The organism is Streptomyces sp. P5F9 (assembly GCF_057961495.1).
In genome coordinates, this window is the sequence record NZ_JBXVPZ010000027.1 from 18,202 (window position 1) to 36,411 (window position 18,210).

The window sequence follows — 18,210 nt, forward strand, 5'->3', positions numbered from 1 at the left end:
CCGGAACTCCACCGGGGCGCGCCGCGTTCCCTTCCCGGTTCTTCAGGGCGCGGGGCTGTGCCGATTTGCGGCTACGCCGCGTGGGCGCGCCCAGCCACAACGGAACCGCAGCCGACCACCGAGTTTCCTTCTCGGCGCCGGCACGACAGCGCCCCAAGGGGGCGCGGGGAACTGCGCGCTCAGCCCCCACGGCGCCGCAGTCGAAAGACAACCATCAACGCCAGGAACAACGGACTCGCACCCGGCACACGACCGACGCCGCCAAGCTAGCGCCGCGTCACCGTGCCCTCGACCGCGAACAGTTGCTCCTCGACATGGTCAAGAGCCAACCGCAAGGCCCCAGTTGCCGCGGCCGCCTCCCCGAGCAACGACAACGCGACCTTCGGCGGCCGCAGGCAATACCGCGCCAACTCCCGCCGCAACGGCTCCAGTACACCGTCCAGCCCGGCAGCCCACCCGCCCACGACGACCAGCTCCGGATCGAGGGCCAGCACCAGCGCGGCGACATCGTGCACAAGGCGCTGGATGAACCGGTCGACGGCCGCCATCGCCCGTTGGTCCCCGTCCCGTGCCAGCGCGAAGACCTGCGCCACAGCCTGCTCGTCCAACGGATGCAGCGGCTCGTCCGTGGTGGACAGCAGCGTCTCCGGAGTCACGTCCCGCCCCAGCAGATGCAGCGCGCCGATCTCACCGGCAGCACCGCGATACCCCCGATGCAGCCGCCCCCCGATCAGCGAACCGGCGCCCGGACTCAACCCGGCCAGCACCATCACCATGTCGTCGGACTCGGTCGCCGCACCCTTCCAGTGCTCGGCGACCGCCGCCGCGTTGGCGTCGTTCTCGACCAGCACCGGGCACTTGAAGGACCGGCTCAGCCGCTCGCCGAGGTGCAGCCCCGTCCACTGGGGCAACGCCGTGCCCAGTCGTACGGTGCCGTCCGCCTCGACGATGCCCGGCGTGGCGACGCCCACCGCGCGCAGCGAGCCGCGTGCGACCCCGGCCCGGCGCAGCAGCTCGGCGACCGCGGTGCGCAGCCGCTCCAGGCGCTCGTCCGCCGAGGCCGTCTCGTCGACGTCCTTCGCGATCGCGCCGAGCACCCGGCCGTCCAGGTCGGCGAGGAGCACGGCGACGCGATGTGCGCCGATCTCCAGGCCCAGCAGATGCCCGGCCTCGGCCCGGAACCGGAACCGCCGCGCGGGCCGCCCCTGCCGCCGTACAACGCTCTCGTCGGCCGCCTTCTCGACGACCAGCCCGGCCTCGATCAGGCCCTCGACGACGCCCTCGACGGTCGGCCGGGACAGACCGGTCACCCGGGTGATCTCCGTCAGCGTGGCGCAGTCCGTGGCACGCAACGCGTGCAACACCACCGCGGAGTTGATCCTCCGCAGCAGCGAGGGGTCCCCGCCGGTCAGCCCCGCCAAGGTCTGTCCTCCCAGCTCGTGCGCGTGTTGGGCGGATCGTACTCGGCGCGGCGGACGGCGGCGAGAGCCGGGCGCCCCCGACCCACTCGCCCCACTGATTCACCCCGGCGCCACGAAGCCCGACTCGTACGCCGCGATCACCGCCTGCGTACGGTCCCGCGCCCCCAGCTTCGCCAGCACGGCGCTCACGTGCGACTTCACCGTCTCGGTCCCGACGACCAGCCGGGCGGCGATCTCCGCGTTCGACAGACCCCGCGCCATCAGCCGCAGCACCTCGGCCTCACGCTCGGTCAGTCGGGCCCGCTCCATGACCGCGCGGGCCGCCCGGTTCCCGCCGTCGTCGCCGTACTCGGCGGCCAACTGCCGTACGGAGGCCGGGAACAGCAGCGAGTCGCCCTCGGCCACCAGCCGCACCGCGTGCACGATCTCGGCCGGGCGCGCCCGCTTCAGCAGGAACCCGTCGGCACCGGCCCGCAGTGCCTCGTACACGTACTCGTCGTTCTCGAAGGTCGTGATGACCAGGATCTTCGGCGGATCGTCGACCGTGCGCAGCACCGCGCGCGTGGCCTCGATGCCGTCCAGGAGCGGCATCCGTACGTCCATGGCGACCACGTCCGGCCGCAGCCGCCGCACCAGCGGGATCACCGCCGCCCCGTCGGCGGCCTCCCCGACCACCTCGATGTCCGGTTGCGCCTCCAGCACGGCCCGCAGACCCGCGCGTACGAGGGGTTCGTCATCGACCAGGAGAACGGTGACCGGCACCCGGCCAGCCTAGATCAGCCTAGTGGCAGCACCGCGTGCACCTGCCAGTCGCCCTCGTCGGGCCCGGTGTGCGCCCAGCCTCCGAGCAGCGCGGCACGCTCGCGTATGCCCCGCAGACCACTGCCCCGGCCCGGGCCCGGTATCGGCGCCGTCAGCGGATTGCGGATCTCCAGATCGAGGGTGCCGTCGGCGACGCCGATACGGACCCGCACGGGGACGGACCCCGCGTGCCGCAGCACATTGGTCAGCGCCTCCTGCAGAATCCGGTAACCCTCCCTGGAGACCGGCCCCGGCACCGTCTCCAACGGCCCGGTCACCTCCGCGTCGACCTTCGCCCCGGAGGCCCGCGCCGACTCCAACAGCCGGTCGGCGTCCACCAGCGTCGGCCGGCCGCTCACCGGCCGCTCCGACTCCCGCAGCACGCCCAGCACCCGCTCCAGGTCCTCCAGCGCGGCCCGGCCGGTCTCCCCGATGGCACCCAGCGCCCGCTCGGTGAACTCCGGATCACCCGCCGCCCGCGCCGCACCTGCCTGCACCACCGCCACCGTCAGCGCGTGACCGATGGAGTCGTGCAACTCCCGCGCGATACGCGTGCGTTCCAGCAACTGCTCGGTGCGCTCCTCCAGGGCGGCGAGTCGCTCCGCGCGTGAGGGGCCGAGCAGCTTCCGGGCCAGCAGCGTGGCCAGCTCGCCGAGGCCGACGACGGCGGCGTACAGGGCGATCAGGGGGAGGGGTGCGAGCAGGGCGTACCACCCGTTCGGCGCGGCCTCCTTGAGGATCGGCACGTCATCCGGCACGCGCCCGCGTGCGACCTCGATGAACTGGAAAGCGATGATCGGCAGCCAGACGCAGGCGAACGCGGTCACCCAGCCCAGAACCATCCGGGCCTCCAGCCACAGCATGGTGCGACCCCGGTCCCGCCAAGTCGCCGACGGTGCCATGGAGATGCTCGGGTCCTGCCGGCCCGGCGTCAGCAGCAGGTGCGCCTGCGCTCCCTCACCGATCCGCACGGCCGGGATCAGTGCGACCGGGATCAGCGCGAGCGCGGGTGCGTACGGGGTCTCCGGGCTGACGAAGATCCACACGCTGGTGATCAGCATGGGCACCCAGAGGTGCAGCAGACGTGTGTACGTCGTCCCCCGGAGCAGCGGGCGCAGGAAGCGGGCCATTCCGACATCGTGACACCCGGCACTGACAATCGGCCTCCCCCGGGCGGGGGAGACGATCTCCACCGGCGGGGGAGGCCCCAACCCCCTTGAACGGCCAGGCTGTTGGCCATGACCAGCATCGACGTACGAGACCTCACCAAGGAGTACGGCACCCGGCGGGCCGTGGACCACGTCACCTTCGACGTCCGCCCCGGCAAGGTCACCGGCTTCCTCGGCCCCAACGGCGCCGGAAAGTCCACCACCATGCGCCTCGTCCTCGGCCTCGACCGCCCCACCTCCGGAACCGCCACCATCGGCGGCAGCCCCTACACCGCGCTCACCGAGCCGTTGCGCCACGTGGGCGCCCTGCTCGACGCGCAGGCCGCGCACGGTTCCCGTACCGCTCGCGATCATCTGCGCGTCCTGGCGGCGAGCAACCGCATCCCGGCCGCCCGGGTCGACGCGGTGCTGGAGGAGACGGGACTCGCGTCGGTCGCGCGGCACCGGGTGAAGACGTACTCCCTGGGCATGCGTCAGCGGCTGGGCATCGCCGGCGCTCTCCTGGGCGACCCCGAAGTGGTCCTGCTGGACGAGCCGTCGAACGGCCTCGACCCCGAAGGCATCGTCTGGATCCGGGAGTTGCTGCGCCGACTGGCGGCGGAGGGCCGCACAGTCCTGGTCTCCAGCCACCTGATGAACGAGACCGCGTCCTTCGCCGACCACCTCGTGGTCCTCGGCCGCGGCCGCCTCCTGGCCGACACCCCGATGCGGGACTTCATCGACGCACGCGTGCAACCCCACGTACGCATCCGTACGACGGACGCCGGCGCCCTCAAGAGCGCGCTCGCCGGGCACGGTCTCGACGGCGTGGAACACGAGGAGGGGCACTGGACCGTGGCGCACGCACGCGTGGACGAGATCGGCACCCTGATGTCCGCGGCCGGCGTACCGATCCTCGAACTGACCGCCGTCGAGGGCACGCTGGAGCAGGCCTATCTCGATCTGACCGTCACGGAGACCGAGTTCACCGCACCGCACCAGGAGGCCTGACCATGGCATTCACGCCCGTGTTCCACTCCGAGTGGATCAAGATCCGGACCCTGCGCTCACAGCTCGCGGCCCTCGCCGTGATCCTCGCGGTGACGGTGCTCTTCTCCGCGCTCGCCTCGTCCGACACCGGAGGCGACGACTTCGACCCGCTGTTCGCGGTCTTCTTCGGCGTGACCTTCGGCCAGATCGCGGCGATCGCCTTCGGCACGACCGCCGTGTCCTCCGAGTTCCAGGGCGGAGCGCTACGGCTGTCGCTGGCCGCGGTGCCGCACCGGGGGCGCTGGTTCGCGGCCAAGGCGACGGCCATCGCCGTGCCCGTGTTCGCCGTCGGCCTGGCCACCGGCGTGGTGACGCTGGTGGTCGGCAAGGCGGTGCTGGGCGCCGAGGCCGACGGGCTCGGCTGGGCGGAGCAGGTGCGCGGTGTGGTCGGCTGCGCCGTCTATCTCACGCTGATGGCGCTGCTCGCGGCCGGTCTCACCGCGGTGCTGCGCAGCGGGGTGGCGACGCTGAGCATCGTCATACCGTTCCTGCTCATCGTGTCCTTCGTGGTCGGCGACGCGTCGAGCGACATCGCGGACCTCCTGCCCGACCGGGCCGGCCAGGTGGCGCTCCACGAGACCTGGGCCGGGGCGATGGGGCCGTGGACCGGACTCGGGGTGACGGCCCTGTGGGCAGCGGCGGCGCTGGCGGCGGGGGCATGGAGCGTGCGGCGCCGGGACGCCTGACGTCTGGTGTCTGGCGTCTGGTCTGACGTCTGACGTCTGACGTGCCGGAACGTTTGGCCCCAAGCGGGCACTGACGCCCCGTCAATTGCCAGTGGGGGCCGGTTTACTGAAGGCATGAACATCACGCACCGGCTGGCGACGATCGACCTGCTGTGCACCCGGGACTTCCCCGCGGAGCACGGCAGGACGGACGTGGGTACGGGGGGATCGGGCTATCACATCGCCGAACTGCGGACGAGCGGCGACTTCTGGGAGGACGGAGAGCGCCTTCGGGCGGTCGCAGGGCGGCGAGGACATACCGGAGCCCTGGGCCTCGCTCAGCGCGCACGCGTCGGACGTACCCCTGTGGAAGTCGCCGGAGACCGGCCGGTGGATCGCCCTCGGCGTGTCCCAGCGGGGACAAGGAGCTCCCGTTCCAACTCCTGGCCGTCGTAACGGAGATGGACCCGCCGTGAGGGTCTAGTCCTGCGCCGCCGCCCGCAGCCGCCCGAACTCCTCGGCCATCGTCGCCGCGGTCCAATGCGCGTTCAATCCGCTCGGATTCGGCAGCACCCACACGCGCGTGTCCCCGAACGTCCGCTCCTGCGGCCCTACTTGGGCCTTCTTGTAGTCGAACGCGGTCCGGTATGCCGTAACCCCGAGTACAGCCAGCCATCGCGGCTTCCAACCCGTCAGCTTCGACGCGAGGAGTTGTCCGCCCTCGCGGTACTCCGCCGCGCTCAGCTCGTCGGCCCGGGCCGACGCCCGTGCCACCACGTTCGTGATGCCGAGCCCGTAGGACGGCAACTCCCCCTGCTCCGCGGGCTTCATGAGCCTCGGGGTGAAGCCGGACAGGTGCAGCACCGGCCAGAAGCGGTTGCCGGGACGGGCGAAGTGATGGCCCGTGGCCGCCGTCATCAGGCCGGGATTGATACCGCAGAACAGCACGGCGAGGCCGTCCGCGACGACGTCCGGTACGAGACGGTCGCGGGCGGCCTCCAGCTCGGCCTGGGTGAAGCGGGTCAGAGGATCGCCCCCGGGGCGTAACCCGCGGCCTCCGGGTGCTGCTTCGCGAGCTCCTCGACACGGGCGACGACGACGGCGACCTGGTCGGCCGCGGCACCCGTGAAGGACAGCTTGTCGGCCATCAGCGCGTCCAACTGGGCGCGGTCCAGCGGGATGCGCTCGTCGGCGGCGAGCTTGTCCAGCAACTCGTTGCGCTCGGCGCCCTGCTCGCGCATCGCCAGCGCGGAGGCGACCGCGTTCTCCTTGATGGCCTCGTGCGCGACCTCGCGGCCGACACCCGCGCGGACCGCGGCCATCAGCACCTTGGTCGTCGCGAGGAACGGCAGGTAGCGGTCCAGCTCACGCGCCACGACCGCCGGGAACGCGCCGAACTCGTCGAGCACGGTCAGGAACGTCTCCAGCAGCCCGTCGAGCGCGAAGAACGCGTCGGGGAGGGCCACCCGGCGCACCACCGAGCAGGACACATCGCCCTCGTTCCACTGGTCGCCCGCCAGCTCGCCCGTCATCGAGGCGTAGCCGCGCAGGATGACCATGAGGCCGTTGACGCGCTCGCAGGAGCGGGTGTTCATCTTGTGCGGCATCGCGGAGGAACCGACCTGGCCCGGCTTGAAGCCCTCGGTGACCAGCTCGTGCCCGGCCATCAGCCGGATCGTCTTCGCGAGCGAGGAGGGCGCCGCCGCGACCTGCACCAGCGCGGTCACGACCTCGTAGTCCAGCGAGCGCGGGTACACCTGGCCGACCGAGGTGAAAGCCTGCGCGAAGCCCAGGTGGGAGGCGATCCGCCGCTCCAGCTCCGCGAGCTTCGCCGCGTCGCCGCCGAGCAGGTCCAGCATGTCCTGCGCCGTGCCCACCGGGCCCTTGATGCCGCGCAGCGGGTAGCGGCCGAGCAGCTCCTCCACCCGGCCGTAGGCCACGAGCAGCTCGTCGGCGGCGGTCGCGAAACGCTTGCCGAGGGTGGTGGCCTGCGCGGCCACGTTGTGCGAGCGGCCGGCCATGACCAGCTCGCCGTACTCACCGGCCAGCTTGCCGAGACGCGCCAGAACTGCCACCGTACGGTCGCGCATCAGCTCCAGCGAGAGCCGGATCTGCAGCTGCTCGACGTTCTCCGTCAGGTCCCGGGACGTCATGCCCTTGTGCACCTGCTCGTGCCCGGCGAGGTCGTTGAACTCCTCGATCCGCGCCTTCACGTCGTGTCGCGTGACCTTCTCGCGCTCGGCGATCGAGGCCAGGTCGACCTGGTCGAGCACCCGCTCGTAGTCCGCGATCGCCGCGTCCGGCACCTCGATCCCGAGGTCCTTCTGGGCCCGCAGCACAGCGAGCCAGAGCTGCCGCTCCAGCTTCACCTTCTGCTCGGGAGACCAGAGCGTGGCGAGCTCGGTGGAGGCGTAGCGTCCGGCGAGGACGTTCGGGATGCGGGGTTTGGCGGGAGCGGAAGTCACGTGTACGGAGTTTACCCGGCGTCTTTGAGCGGTCCGGACCGTCCGTTCAGCCCAGGGATCCCAGGTCAAGGACTCTCCGGACAGCGGACCGCGGCGGAGCCGTCCGGGAGGCCGGACATCTGCCCCTGACACGATGGGGTGAATCCCCCCAGTAGGCAGCAACCACACGCTGTGTTTACAAGTCACACATCTCGCATTTACCGGCGAAGACCTCAGGGGGACACATGAGCAACCAACCGCCCTACCCGCCACAGCAGCCTGGATGGGGCAACGGTGGTCAACAGCCTTACGGACAGCCCCCGTTCCAGCCGCAGCCCCCGAAGAAGCGCTCCGTCGGGAAGGTCGTCGGCCTCGGGTGCCTCGGCATCGTCGGTCTGTTCGTCGTCATCGCCATCGTCGCCGCCGTCGGAGGCGGTAGCAGCAACAACGACTCCAGCGGCAGCTCGAAGCGCGCGGCGCCCGCCGGCAAGAGTTCCGACAAGGCCGCCAACGATACGAAGAAGAACGGCACCAAGAAGGACGCCACCGACGGCAAGGCCGTCTTCAAGGTGTGGGGCACCGCCCCCGCCGGTGCACTCGGCGGTCTCGACATCGGGTACGGCTCCGACTCGGACACGCGTAAGGGCACGTTCAAGGACGGCACGTTCGAGGCGACGCTGACCCTCGACAAGGACGCCATGTACTACGACGTGCACGCGCAGCTCCAGGGCTCCGGAGACATCAACTGCTCGGTCACCGTGGCCGGGAAGACGAAGAAGGGCCACGCGTCCGGCGGCTACAACATCTGCAACGCACAGCTGAGCAGCAACTTCACCGGGGGCTGGTCGTAGCCGGTTCTGTGGGCGCGGGGGCGTTCGCGCCGGAACACGAACGGACGATTGTCCCTGGGGGACCATGACCGACACCGACACCAGCGTGCCGCCGATGCCGTCCATGCCGCCGAACCAACCGTCGCCACCGGCGAAGAAGCCGCACACCAACCTCGTCATCATCGGCTCGGCCGTCGCCGTCATCGCTGCCATCGTGGCCACCGGTGTCATGGTCGTGCAGTCCACGAACAACGACAGCAAACCGGCCGCCACTGCCATGTCGAGGGCACACGACGAGGATGCCGTCCCTGCCGAGCAGCCAACTCCGGAGCCGACCTACAGCGAAGTCGACGCCGACAGTTTCGCGATCGGGCTCAGGACCACCGTCCGGCACTGCTTCGGGTCGGCGGGCTGCAACGTGACGGTCGAGCCGGACCTGACCTATCTGGGAGACAGCGAGGGGATCGATCCCGACGCCGTGTACGAGATCACCTACGAGATCCACGGCGATGAGTCCGGCCCGGTGATCGAGACGGCCGAGTCGTCGGACGAGACGAGCCTGGACTACACGCCGTCCGTGATCAGTTTCGGCAGACACCGCGAACCCTCAGGACCCCCGGGGCACGAAGGTCGGCTACTTCTCCTACGAGCCATTGGCAAGCTCGCCGAGGTGCTGGTCCTGAGGCCGGATGAGAAGCAGACGCTGTACTACTACACCCCGGGCGGCACCCTGATCGCCCGGGCCGCCTCGTCCAAGGAGCCGCCGGCCCGGCACACCCTGCAATTCATGCTCGATCTGCTCCTGCCCAATCCCGCGTAACTGAGCGACGTCACCTGGAGCGTCGTCGGCTACGACCGGGCCATGGCGGACTGGTTCCCCTGCGTCGTGGAGCCGGGGGACACGTGGTCTCGCACGTGGGTTTCCCGGCCGGCTACTCGGACCTGCGCACTGTGGTGATCACCTGGCTGGGCAGCGAGGCCGAACCGTCGCCCCACCGCGACGGGTTTCTGGGGACCGCTTCGCCCGCCTGCGTGCTGGCGCTCCGTCCGGACACGGGGAGCGTGCACTGGGCCAGCGGCTCCGACGAGGGTGGCCGGCGGTTCAGCGAACGCTCGGTCGAAGCCGTGCTCGCCCCGGCTCGTTCCCGACCCGGGCGACCGCGCGGCCGTCCGGGAGTACCAGGAGCTGCTGCGGTGCACGCTGTCCGGCGCGAGCCGCCGCACAGGGACGATACGAGCGGCACCCGCGGTCGGTGCGGAGCGCTCTTGGCCCGGTGAACCGCCTCGTCCTCGGTTACGGCGGACCTCGCCGACGCCGCCGTGGGTCTGCTCGCCGCCGCTCGCTCAGGTGGTCCTGCGACCCGATCGCCGGTCGCCCAGGCCGAGGCGCTTGAGGGCGAGTGTGTCCAGTGCGGTGAGTATCCCGTTGAGGATGAGCGTCATCGCCACCAGAACGATCAGGCCCGCGAACTCGGTCGGGGCGTCGAGGTTCGTGGCGGCGGTGAACAGTTCGTGGCCGATGCCGTCGGTCGAGGCGATGAACTCACCGCCGATGACACCGAGGATGGCCAGCGGACCGCCCGTCTTCAGTGCCGCGAAGAAGGGTGCGGCCAGCGTGGGAAGGGTCACGTAGCTGAGCACGTGGTGCCGGCGCCCGCCCATCACCTGGACTATCTCCACGAGTTCGCGTTCGCGCAGCCGTAGGCCCAGGTAGATGTTGTAGAAGACCACGAAGGACACACCCGCCGCCGCGATCGTGATCTTCGACATGGGGCCGATGCCGAAGAACAGCAGGAAGAGCGGCGCGAGCGCGATCTTGGGGATGCCGTTGACGGCCGCGATCAGCGGCTCGAAGACACGGCCCGCGAGCGGGACCGAGCCGAGCACCAGGCCCATCACGGTGCCTATCGCCACGCCGATCCCGAACCCGGCCACGATCTCGAACGACGTCGTCTTGATGTCGGTCCACCCGGTCGACGAGCCGAGCAGTTTCCAGAGGGCGTGCGACACGTCGGTCGGCTTGCTCACCGCGTACTCCGGCAGGACGGGTCCGCTCATCACCTGCCAGAGGACCAGGCAGAGCGCGATCACCGCGATGCGCAGCACCACCACCAGGGCGGTCCCCCGCCACGCACTGTTCCTGACGCCTCCTGCTCGGTCCACCTCGACCTCGGTCTTGCTTTCCGCACTACTGGTGGCAGTCGCCATTGTCTGCTCCTTTTGGTTCGCCGGTGCGGCACGCCCGGCGGTCTTACGGCAGGTACTTGTTGGTCCAGTCGTCGGTGGTGACCTCGGCGCCCTTGGGAAGCGTTCCCAGGCTGTCGAGGAAGGCCATGGTCTTCTTCCAGCCGGCGGTGTTCATCGAGCCGTCCGTGGGCCATTCGACCTGCTGGAGACTGCTCTGCACCACGGCGTCCGGCACGCCGGCGAGCGACTTCTGTGCCGCCTTCAGCACCGTCGTGTCGTCACTGTCCTTCAGGTGCGTGTTCATGTACGCCGTCGCCTGCTGGACCGCCGTGGCGAACTTCTTGACGATGTCGGGGTGTTGGGTCGCGTAGCTCTTCTGTGCGACCACGAGCTGTCCGTAGCCGGCCTCTCCGGCGCCCCACTCGGGGACCTTGACCGGGTCGGCGACCACGACACCGTCGCCTGCGGCCTGGATCTGGAGGGGGATCGGTTCGGAGGTGACGAACCAGTCGATCTGGCCGGTGTTGAGGGCGGCCTTGTCCGCGGCCGGGCTCGGCAGCGACACCCACTTCACCTTCTTGTCGGGGTCGACGCCGTACTTCTTGAGGAAGATGCCGGCCTCGGCCTTGGTGTTGGCCGAGCTGGCGCCGCCGGTCGAGCTCGCCAGCGCCTTGGCCACCTGCGCGGCGGGGGTCTTCGCGGTCAGGTCGTGCGCCTTGGCGAACTTCTTGCTCACGATGAGGCCGAGCGGGTTGCCCAGGCCGTCGGAGGAGACGGCGACCTGGGGAAGCTTCTTGGCGAGGGCGGACACGAACCCGGTGGGGCTGCTGTCGAAGAACTGCACCGAACCCGACTGGAGCGCCGAGGGGCCGGTCGCCGCGGTCAGCGTCACGAACTTCATCTTCAGACCCTGCTTACGGAAGTAGCCGTTGGCGTCGGCCACTTGCAGCGGTGTGTCGAAGATGCTGCCTCCGCCGCCGACCGTGACCTGCGTGAGCCCGTCCGAGGTCGTGGTGGTGGAGTTCCCACCACAGGCGGTGAGCAGCGCCGGGCCGAGCACCGCGGCCGAGGCCAGGGCGAGAAGCCGGCGGCTCCTGCCGGGCCGCGGCCGCAGTCGCGGTCCTCTGCGGAACGTATCGGTGGCCGAGTTGTCGTATGCCATGGGAAGTCTCCTGTCACCAAGCGGTCTGAGTAAGGAAGAAGCGTTTCCAGAAGTCGAATCGGGGCGGATCCGCCACAGGGATCGGACCGAAACGGTCACCGACCTCCATGACCGCCGGGGTGTCCTGTGTCCACGCGGGCCAGTGCGGCAGGCCGGGGCCGTTGGGATCACCGGTGGCCGCGAAGTTGGCCCAGTAGCCGCTCATCGTCTCCGCGACGGCGCGGTCCTCGTCGGTCCACTCGGCGCGGTCCGGGTGGAGGTTGCCCCACACGAAGTCGATCTCGGAGCCGTGGGAGGCGCGGCGGGTGTCGTGTCCGGCGGGGGAGGCGTAGGTCCAGAAGTACGTGTAGACGGGACGGCTCGCCCGTGTGGACCAGTCCTTCGCCCAGAGCCAGGTGGAGATCCGGGCGTTGTCGCGCACCGCGGCGCAGTGGGCGTGTGCCGCTTCGTCGTCCGTGCGGGCCGGGTAGAACCGGAGGAACTCCTCGGCCATCGGACCGAACTTGAGACGGGACGCGGAGACGAAGTCCTCCAGCGTCACATGGACCGGCGGGGCACCCGGCCGCCAGGCCTTCCTGCCCGCCGCCCGGTACTCCGCGAAGGCCGTGGCCGGAACCGCCCCGCTCTCGTCGAGGTTGTTCCCGGCCAGGTACCCGACGTCGTTCTGAAGCCCCTTGGCGTACGTCTCCTCGTAGCCGCTCGGCAGCACCCAGCCGTCGACGGCCGGGCGGAACAGCGGCGGCTTCGCCGGACCGCCCGTCTCCACGGCGTGGTCGACCACGGAGGCGTTCCCGTCGACCAGCCGCTGCCAGGGCAGCGACCGCAGCCGCTTGAGGGTCCTTGCCCCGCGCTCCGCCGCGTAGCGGGCGCCGGCCGCCTCGGCGTCGGCCAGGGTCCGGTAGGACGTCCCCAGGTAGCGCAGTTCGGGGTCGCGGAAGTGGCGGGCGTGGCTCTGCGCGACGGCCCGGTGGAAGAGGCCCTCGGCCAGCGGTGACATGCTCAGGAAGTTCACCGATCCGGCGCCTGCGGACTGCCCGGAGATCGTGACCCGGTCCGGATCGCCGCCGAAGTGCGCGATGTTGTGCTGGACCCACTTCAGTACCGCGATCTGGTCGAGCAGCCCGTAGTTGCCGGAGGCGTGGTGCCCGGACTCCTCGCTGAGTTCGGGTGTGGCCAGGAAACCGAAGGCGCCCAGGCGGTAGTTGAAGGTCACCACCACGACGCCCTTGCGGGCCAGTGCCTCGCCGTCGTAGCGGGGGGTGGCGCCCGTGCCGACGCGGAAGCCGCCGCCGTGGATCCACACGAGCACCGGGCGTGGCCGCCCGTCCGGGGAGCTCCCTCCGGTCCAGACGTTGAGGCGCAGACAGTCCTCGCTCATCGGCAGGCCGCTGCCGTACAGCTCGGACCCCGGCACCTGCGGGCACATCGGGCCGAATCGGTCGGCCTTGTGCACCCCGGTCCAGGGCACCGGGGGGCGGGGCGGTCTCCAGCGGAGATCCCCGACCGGGGGTGCCGCGTAGGGGATGCCGCGGAAGACGGTGACCGACCTGTCCCGCCCCGGGATGCCCGCTACCAGGCCCGCTTCGGTCTTCACCGGCTGGCGCATGGTTTCTCCTTCTGGTCGGTGACGGACAGTTCGTCGGTCGGCCCGGCTGGGCGTCGCGGGCGGTTCCACAGCAGCGGGCCCCTACGCGTCCGCAGCCGTCGGCGCGGTGTGGTCCCGCCGCGTCTGGAGCAACAGCGCCTGCCGGGCGGACGCGACGTGGTGGAGCATGGCGGCGACGGCCGCCGGAGGGTTGCGGGTGATGATGGCCAGGAGGATGGTCCGGTGCTCCTCCAGCGACCCGGCCCGTGGGTGCGGTGCGGAGAGGTTGCGGTACTGGCGCATCACCAGGGGGTACAGCAGGGTGTCGTACGCCCGTGCCAGGGTCTGCTGGTGCGCGGCTTCCTTCACCTGCTGGTGGAAGCGCCGGTTGCCCCGGGAGTAGCCCGTCGCGTCGCCCCGGGACTCGCAGTCCTCCATGGTGTCCAGCGTGGCGCGGAGTTGGGCGATCTCCTCGTCGGTGGCGCGTTCGGCGGCCTTCCCGGCGAGGGCGGACTCCAGCGTCTCGCGGGCCTCCAGGATGTCCGCGGCCTCCTCGACGGAGAAACTCCGGGTGCGGACACCGCGGTTGACCTCGCTGGTGACATAGCCCTCCTGGGTCAGCCGGACCAGTACCGCCCGCATGGTGCTGCGCGATACGTTGAACATCCTGGTCAGGTCGGCCTCGGTGAGCCGGGTGCCCGGCTCGACGCTGCCCGACAGGAGCAGCGAGCGCAGTCCGTCGTAGGCCTGGCTCTGGCGGGTCGGCGACGTCCGCCCCGCGTCTTCGTCGAAGCCGTTGGAATCCATCATGATCACCCTGTGGGTCTGATTGCTCGGAGAGGTACGACGGCCGGTGCTCGACCGGATCCGGACTGCGGTCGGACGGTCAGGTGCGGACGAGCCCCGGATACAGCCGCCGGGCCGTACCCGCGAAGATCTCCTGCCGGTCCTCCTCCGCCAGCCCGGCGAGCAACTCCTCCGCGAGAGCCAGGAGTTCGGGCAGGGACTGCTCGGCCGCCGGCAGGTTCGACCCCCAGGCGATCCGCCCCGCGCCGAACGCCTCGACGACCGGTCCGAGGAAGTCCCCCGCCCGCTCTCCGGCGTCCCGCAGCCGTTCGAGGTTGCGGTGGGTGAGCTTGAGGTGCAGGCCCGGGTGTACGGCGAGTGCCGCGACCTCGGCGCCGGCGCGGGCGGGCGAGGCGGCGATGTCGGGGTAGCCGATGTGGTCCAGGAGCACCTTCACGCCCGGGAACCGCCCCAGCAGTTCCACCAGTTGCCCGGTGGCCGGTCCGAGGCGCATCTGGAGGCAGACCGGCAGGTCCAGTTCCGCGGCCTGCTCCCAGAAGGGGAACGTCTCCGGGGCGACGAACCACTCGCCCTGCGTGGGCACGGTGCTGCCGCTGGTGAACAGCCGCACCCCGGCCAGGCCGCCGTCACCGACCGCCGCCTTGAGCGAGGAGGCGGCGTCCGGGCGCAGCGGATCGACGGTGCCGACGGCCACGAAGCGCTCCGGCCGCTGCCGGGAACTGTCGAGGACGTACGAGTTGTCGTAGCCGTAGTTCGTGGTGGCCTGCACCAGGACGGCCTGGTCGATGCCGGTCTCGTCCATGCGGGCGATCATGCCCTCGGCGGTCACGGGCCGGGCCGCGGCCCACTCCGACTGCTTTCCCCCGATCGGTGCCTTGGGGTAGCGGGTCAGGTCCTCGGAGATGATGTGGCAGTGCGCGTCGACGACGTCCACGGGGTGGTCCCTTCTGTGTGGTGGGTACGGAGGCCGGCTCAGGCGTCCGGGTAGTCGCCCGCGGCGAACAGCGAGCGCAGGTCGGTGGAGAACCCGGGGTCGAGCAGCCCTTGGTCCTTGGCGAACCGCACCATCGCGTTCAGGCTGGGCTCGTTGGCCGCGATGCCGTACGGCACGGGATCCCCGCCGATCCGCTCTCCCTGGCGGGCCAGCCGGGGCACCGCCGACCACCCGGGGTGCGCGGCGAGGTGCCTGCGCTTGCTCTCCGCGAACGCCGCGTACAGCCTGGTCGCCAGGCCGGGATCGGCTTCGGTGAGTTCGGAGCGCAGCGCGATCAGCGAGTGCAGCGGGTAGACGCCGGTGCGCAGGTAGTGGTCCACGGCGAGGGTCCCGGCCTCCGGGAAGAGCGGATACGGTACGTCGTCCCCGCCTGCCTCCGGTTCCGTCGCCGCCGTCCAGCCGGCCCGGGGCGCGCCCGCCCGACCCGTCCCGGCGTTGCCGGTCAGCGCGGCGTCGATCTCCCCGGCGCGCAGCAGCTCGCCCAGCGAGCGGCCGTCGGTGACCCGCTCGACGTTGGCGGGAACGCGGCCCTCGATGTGGTCGTCGTCGTCCACCACCCAGGTGATCTTGCTGATGTCGACGCCGTACTCGTCGCGCAGCACACCGCGCACCCACACGCCGGTGCTCACCGAGTAGGCGCGCACACCGACCCGGCGTCCTTCCAGGTCCCGGGGTACGCGGATGCCGGAGTCCGCGGCGCACTGCACGTCACCGTGGTGGAAGCGCCGGTTGAGGAACACCGGCACCGCGGTCAGCGCGATCCCTTCCTGACGTGCCATCAGATACGACACCGGGGCCAGTTCGCACACGTCGAACTCCAGGTCCCGGATCATCCGCCGGTAGGCGCCGATGACCGGCTTGACCTCCACCGGCTCGACCGCGTAACCGTCCACCTCGACGTCGCCGTCCAGCAGCGACTGCGCGTGCGGGTACTCGCCGACAACGACCGTGAGCTTGTCCATACGCTGTCCTTTGCGTCCTTTGCTTCTCTTGTTTCCGGTGCTTCTCTTGATTCCGGTCGGGAGTCCGGGCCGCGGCCTCAGCCGCCGAGTCGGGCCGGCGGTACGCCGAGCGCCGCGCAGGTCCGCTCGACGAGTTCGTCGTAGTCCACCGCGCGCGGGATCACGTCCTGTTCCAGGGCGTAGGCGGCCGCCTTGGTGAAGGCGGCGCGCAGTCCCTCGAAGCCCACGGGGTGCAGGGCGACCGGGCCGCCCTCCTCCTTGGCGGCGAGCACCGACCGCATCGCGTCGTACGCGGCGAGGAGCGCGGCGGGGTGCTCCGCGGCGGCGGCCTCGGACACGCCGACCACGTGGTTGACCGGGATGAACCCCTGGTCCTTCGACCACTGTTCGGCGACCTGGTGGGCGTTGCCGACGGCGGTGCGGATACGGTCGTCGGCGGGCAGTTCGTTGCCCATGATCCCGAAGTCGATCCGGCCGTCGAGGAAGTCCGCCGGCAGCTTGGTCCCCGCCGGTGCCCGCTTCACCCAGGACGGGTCCTCGGCGCCCTCGACGTGGTGCCCCTCGTACGTCGTCCACTCCGCCTTGCGCAGGTCGACGCCGTACTGCTCGGTGAGGAACCCGCGCATCCACACGCCGGTGGTCTGGCTCCAGGCGCGGACGCCGACGCTGTGCCCCTCGACATCGGCGACCGACAGCCTGCCGAGGGTCACCAGGGTCTGGTGCTGGTGGCGTCCGAGAGTGGTGACCGGCAGCAGCAGCACCGGTTTGCCGTAGGCGAGGGCCTGGAGAACGGTCACGATCGCCAGTTCGCACAGGTCGACGTCCGACGCGTTCACAAAGCCGCGGGAGGCCTTGTGCACCGGCTTGATGCCGACCCGCTCCGGCTCCGCACCCGCCTCGCGGGCCGCCGACAGCGCGGCTGCCGCGAGATCGTCACGGCCGAGCACCAGCTTCATTTTTCGCTCCTCTTGCTTACGGACTTGTGGTGTCGCTCGTGGTGCTGCCGCAGCAGGTCCATGCCGAAGTCGTTGCCGTTGGGGGTGCGGACGACGGTGTGGATATGCCGGCGCGAGGGGTAGTCGTTGTCGAAGAGGACACCGGCCATGTGCTCGAACTCGACGAGGATCACCGGGCTGTGGAAGCGGTAGTAGAAGGTGCCGTCCGGGTCCCCGATCCACGCGAAGTGGGTCTCCGCCTCGTGGGCCCGCACCTCCTCCATGCGCACCCGGGCGTGCCGGTCGCCGGCCCGGTTCACGTACAGCCCGAGGAGCTGGAGCGCGGTCTCCCGCTGGCCCGAGGACATCCCGCTCAGCGGCAGCCCCTGGTAGCTCAGCTCGTAGTTGTCCCGGAACGCCCCGACGAACAGCTCCTGCGGCAGCGTGTCCGCGATCACGGCCCGCTCCCGCTGCCGCCCGTCGAGCCGGGTGAACAGCTCGTGGCCGAGCGCCTCCTCGCCCCGGAAGGCCACGGTCCCGGCGTACTTCCCGGACCCGGCGATCACCGGCTCGGCGCCCAGGAAGGAAGGGGTGAGGACCATCTGGTCCCCGACGAACACGCAGTTGATGTTGACGTGGTGCCCGTCGAGCTGCCAGCCCCAGGGGCCGCCGTTCTCCGGCTCGCCGTAGAGGGAGAACCAGTACAGCCACTCGTTGAGGCCATGCGTGTTGTCGCTCAGCTCGCCGATGGTGAGGTTGAGGCGCATGAGGTCGACCATCTGGCGGTAGCCGTCCGCGCTGAGGCTCTCCCGGACGACGGCCAGGGCCCGCTCGCGCCCCGCGTCGTCGAAGTCCTCCAACAGCAGGCCGTGGCGCAGGAAGTAGCGGGCGCCGTTGTTCCAGTGGCGCCAGCTCACGTCGTCCATCGGGAACCGGCCCTCGGCGAGCTGCTTCTCCGTCAGCCCCGCCAGGTACTCCTCCGCCGCCCGGCACACCTTGCGGACGTCCGCGCCGGTGTCGCGCAGCGGGAACAGCCCCGCCTGGATGCCGTCCGGCGTGGCCACTCCACGGAAGGGCTCGTGTGCCGCCTGCACCCGCCAGGCGACCTTGTCGAGCAGGTCGGGTGTCCAGATCTCGGGCTTGCGGGTGGGCGGGTTGCCCCGCTTGCGCAGCCCTACCGGCTCTCGCATCGCCGCTCCTCCTCTCGCTCTTGCCTGTT

The 18,210-nt window shown here is 70.7% G+C and carries 17 protein-coding genes and 1 pseudogene; 5 read left to right on the top strand and 13 right to left on the bottom strand.

Annotation, left to right across the window (positions count from 1 at the left end):
- Window positions 1-266: 266 nt before the first annotated feature.
- The 3 genes from AC31A1_RS07740 to AC31A1_RS07750 form a co-directional block, all read right to left on the bottom strand.
- Complete coding sequence (locus tag AC31A1_RS07740) at window positions 267-1,421, bottom strand: ROK family transcriptional regulator (protein ID WP_366497229.1); 1,155 nt, start codon at window positions 1,419-1,421, stop codon at window positions 267-269.
- A gap of 99 nt (window positions 1,422-1,520) precedes the next feature.
- Window positions 1,521-2,183, bottom strand: coding sequence for a response regulator transcription factor (locus tag AC31A1_RS07745; RefSeq protein ID WP_489652510.1), 663 nt, complete (start codon window positions 2,181-2,183; stop codon window positions 1,521-1,523).
- A gap of 14 nt (window positions 2,184-2,197) precedes the next feature.
- The gene (locus tag AC31A1_RS07750) at window positions 2,198-3,352 is read right to left on the bottom strand and encodes a sensor histidine kinase (RefSeq protein WP_489652511.1); all 1,155 of its coding nucleotides are present in this window, start codon (window positions 3,350-3,352) and stop codon (window positions 2,198-2,200) included.
- A 108-nt stretch (window positions 3,353-3,460) separates the two neighbouring features.
- On the opposite strand from AC31A1_RS07750, the gene AC31A1_RS07755 reads away from it, so the two are divergent.
- From AC31A1_RS07755 to AC31A1_RS07765, 3 genes and pseudogenes are all read left to right on the top strand, one after another.
- The gene (locus tag AC31A1_RS07755) at window positions 3,461-4,381 is read left to right on the top strand and encodes an ABC transporter ATP-binding protein (RefSeq protein WP_489652512.1); all 921 of its coding nucleotides are present in this window, start codon (window positions 3,461-3,463) and stop codon (window positions 4,379-4,381) included.
- Window positions 4,382-4,383: 2 nt separating this feature from the next.
- Window positions 4,384-5,106, top strand: a complete 723-nt coding sequence (locus tag AC31A1_RS07760; RefSeq protein WP_489652513.1) for an ABC transporter permease — start codon at window positions 4,384-4,386, stop codon at window positions 5,104-5,106.
- Window positions 5,107-5,220: 114 nt separating this feature from the next.
- Window positions 5,221-5,561: pseudogene (locus AC31A1_RS07765) on the top strand (hypothetical protein).
- A gap of 4 nt (window positions 5,562-5,565) precedes the next feature.
- Here AC31A1_RS07765 and mug read toward each other — a convergent pair.
- Both mug and purB read right to left on the bottom strand, forming a co-directional pair.
- Entirely contained in the window at window positions 5,566-6,111 is a 546-nt protein-coding gene (gene mug / locus AC31A1_RS07770; protein WP_489652531.1) for a G/U mismatch-specific DNA glycosylase, read from the bottom strand.
- Window positions 6,108-7,550 carry an adenylosuccinate lyase gene (purB, locus tag AC31A1_RS07775; RefSeq protein ID WP_489652514.1) on the bottom strand — a complete coding sequence of 481 codons (1,443 nt, stop codon included), beginning with the start codon at window positions 7,548-7,550 and terminating at the stop codon, window positions 6,108-6,110. The genes mug and purB overlap by 4 nt, the downstream gene beginning before the upstream one ends.
- A 224-nt stretch (window positions 7,551-7,774) precedes the next feature.
- On the opposite strand from purB, the gene AC31A1_RS07780 reads away from it, so the two are divergent.
- Both AC31A1_RS07780 and AC31A1_RS07785 read left to right on the top strand, forming a co-directional pair.
- Window positions 7,775-8,380 (top strand): hypothetical protein, encoded by a 606-nt coding sequence (locus AC31A1_RS07780; RefSeq protein WP_489652515.1) that lies wholly within the window; start codon window positions 7,775-7,777, stop codon window positions 8,378-8,380.
- Between the two features lie 64 nt (window positions 8,381-8,444).
- The gene (locus tag AC31A1_RS07785) at window positions 8,445-9,179 is read left to right on the top strand and encodes a hypothetical protein (protein ID WP_489652516.1); all 735 of its coding nucleotides are present in this window, start codon (window positions 8,445-8,447) and stop codon (window positions 9,177-9,179) included.
- Window positions 9,180-9,703: 524 nt separating this feature from the next.
- Here the strand turns inward: AC31A1_RS07785 and AC31A1_RS07790 are convergent.
- The 8 genes from AC31A1_RS07790 to AC31A1_RS07825 all read right to left on the bottom strand — a co-directional run bounded on the left by AC31A1_RS07790 (window position 9,704) and on the right by AC31A1_RS07825 (window position 18,181).
- Window positions 9,704-10,567: an ABC transporter permease gene (locus AC31A1_RS07790; protein WP_489652517.1), complete on the bottom strand. Its 864-nt coding sequence runs from the start codon at window positions 10,565-10,567 to the stop codon at window positions 9,704-9,706.
- A gap of 43 nt (window positions 10,568-10,610) precedes the next feature.
- Entirely contained in the window at window positions 10,611-11,708 is a 1,098-nt protein-coding gene (locus AC31A1_RS07795) for an ABC transporter substrate-binding protein (protein ID WP_489652518.1), read from the bottom strand.
- Window positions 11,709-11,721: 13 nt separating this feature from the next.
- On the bottom strand, window positions 11,722-13,314 hold the full coding sequence (locus AC31A1_RS07800) for a carboxylesterase/lipase family protein (RefSeq protein ID WP_489652519.1): 1,593 nt from the start codon (window positions 13,312-13,314) through the stop codon (window positions 11,722-11,724).
- 81 nt (window positions 13,315-13,395) lie between these two features.
- Window positions 13,396-14,103 carry a GntR family transcriptional regulator gene (locus AC31A1_RS07805; RefSeq protein WP_489652520.1) on the bottom strand — a complete coding sequence of 236 codons (708 nt, stop codon included), beginning with the start codon at window positions 14,101-14,103 and terminating at the stop codon, window positions 13,396-13,398.
- A 76-nt stretch (window positions 14,104-14,179) separates the two neighbouring features.
- The gene (locus AC31A1_RS07810; protein WP_489652521.1) at window positions 14,180-15,034 is read right to left on the bottom strand and encodes an amidohydrolase family protein; all 855 of its coding nucleotides are present in this window, start codon (window positions 15,032-15,034) and stop codon (window positions 14,180-14,182) included.
- Window positions 15,035-15,072: 38 nt separating this feature from the next.
- A complete protein-coding gene (locus tag AC31A1_RS07815) occupies window positions 15,073-16,056 on the bottom strand; it encodes an ABC transporter substrate-binding protein (RefSeq protein WP_489652522.1) in 984 nt (327 codons plus the stop codon).
- Window positions 16,057-16,133: 77 nt separating this feature from the next.
- On the bottom strand, window positions 16,134-17,012 hold the full coding sequence (locus AC31A1_RS07820; protein ID WP_489652523.1) for a hypothetical protein: 879 nt from the start codon (window positions 17,010-17,012) through the stop codon (window positions 16,134-16,136).
- The gene (locus AC31A1_RS07825) at window positions 17,009-18,181 is read right to left on the bottom strand and encodes a DUF3500 domain-containing protein (protein WP_489652524.1); all 1,173 of its coding nucleotides are present in this window, start codon (window positions 18,179-18,181) and stop codon (window positions 17,009-17,011) included. The genes AC31A1_RS07820 and AC31A1_RS07825 overlap by 4 nt, the downstream gene beginning before the upstream one ends.
- Between the last annotated feature and the right edge of the window lie 29 nt (window positions 18,182-18,210).

Excerpts from the sequence above, each read along its gene's own strand:
- AC31A1_RS07750 (WP_489652511.1), bottom strand. The coding sequence starts at position 3,352 with ATGGCCCGCTTCCTGCGCCCGCTGCTCCGGGGGACGACGTACACACGT.
- AC31A1_RS07755 (WP_489652512.1), top strand. The coding sequence starts at position 3,461 with ATGACCAGCATCGACGTACGAGACCTCACCAAGGAGTACGGCACCCGG.
- AC31A1_RS07760 (WP_489652513.1), top strand. The coding sequence starts at position 4,384 with ATGGCATTCACGCCCGTGTTCCACTCCGAGTGGATCAAGATCCGGACC.
- AC31A1_RS07780 (WP_489652515.1), top strand. The coding sequence starts at position 7,775 with ATGAGCAACCAACCGCCCTACCCGCCACAGCAGCCTGGATGGGGCAAC.
- AC31A1_RS07785 (WP_489652516.1), top strand. The coding sequence starts at position 8,445 with ATGACCGACACCGACACCAGCGTGCCGCCGATGCCGTCCATGCCGCCG.
- AC31A1_RS07790 (WP_489652517.1), bottom strand. The coding sequence starts at position 10,567 with ATGGCGACTGCCACCAGTAGTGCGGAAAGCAAGACCGAGGTCGAGGTG.
- AC31A1_RS07795 (WP_489652518.1), bottom strand. The coding sequence starts at position 11,708 with ATGGCATACGACAACTCGGCCACCGATACGTTCCGCAGAGGACCGCGA.
- AC31A1_RS07800 (WP_489652519.1), bottom strand. The coding sequence starts at position 13,314 with ATGCGCCAGCCGGTGAAGACCGAAGCGGGCCTGGTAGCGGGCATCCCG.
- AC31A1_RS07805 (WP_489652520.1), bottom strand. The coding sequence starts at position 14,103 with ATGATGGATTCCAACGGCTTCGACGAAGACGCGGGGCGGACGTCGCCG.
- AC31A1_RS07815 (WP_489652522.1), bottom strand. The coding sequence starts at position 16,056 with ATGGACAAGCTCACGGTCGTTGTCGGCGAGTACCCGCACGCGCAGTCG.
- AC31A1_RS07820 (WP_489652523.1), bottom strand. The coding sequence starts at position 17,012 with ATGAAGCTGGTGCTCGGCCGTGACGATCTCGCGGCAGCCGCGCTGTCG.
- AC31A1_RS07825 (WP_489652524.1), bottom strand. The coding sequence starts at position 18,181 with ATGCGAGAGCCGGTAGGGCTGCGCAAGCGGGGCAACCCGCCCACCCGC.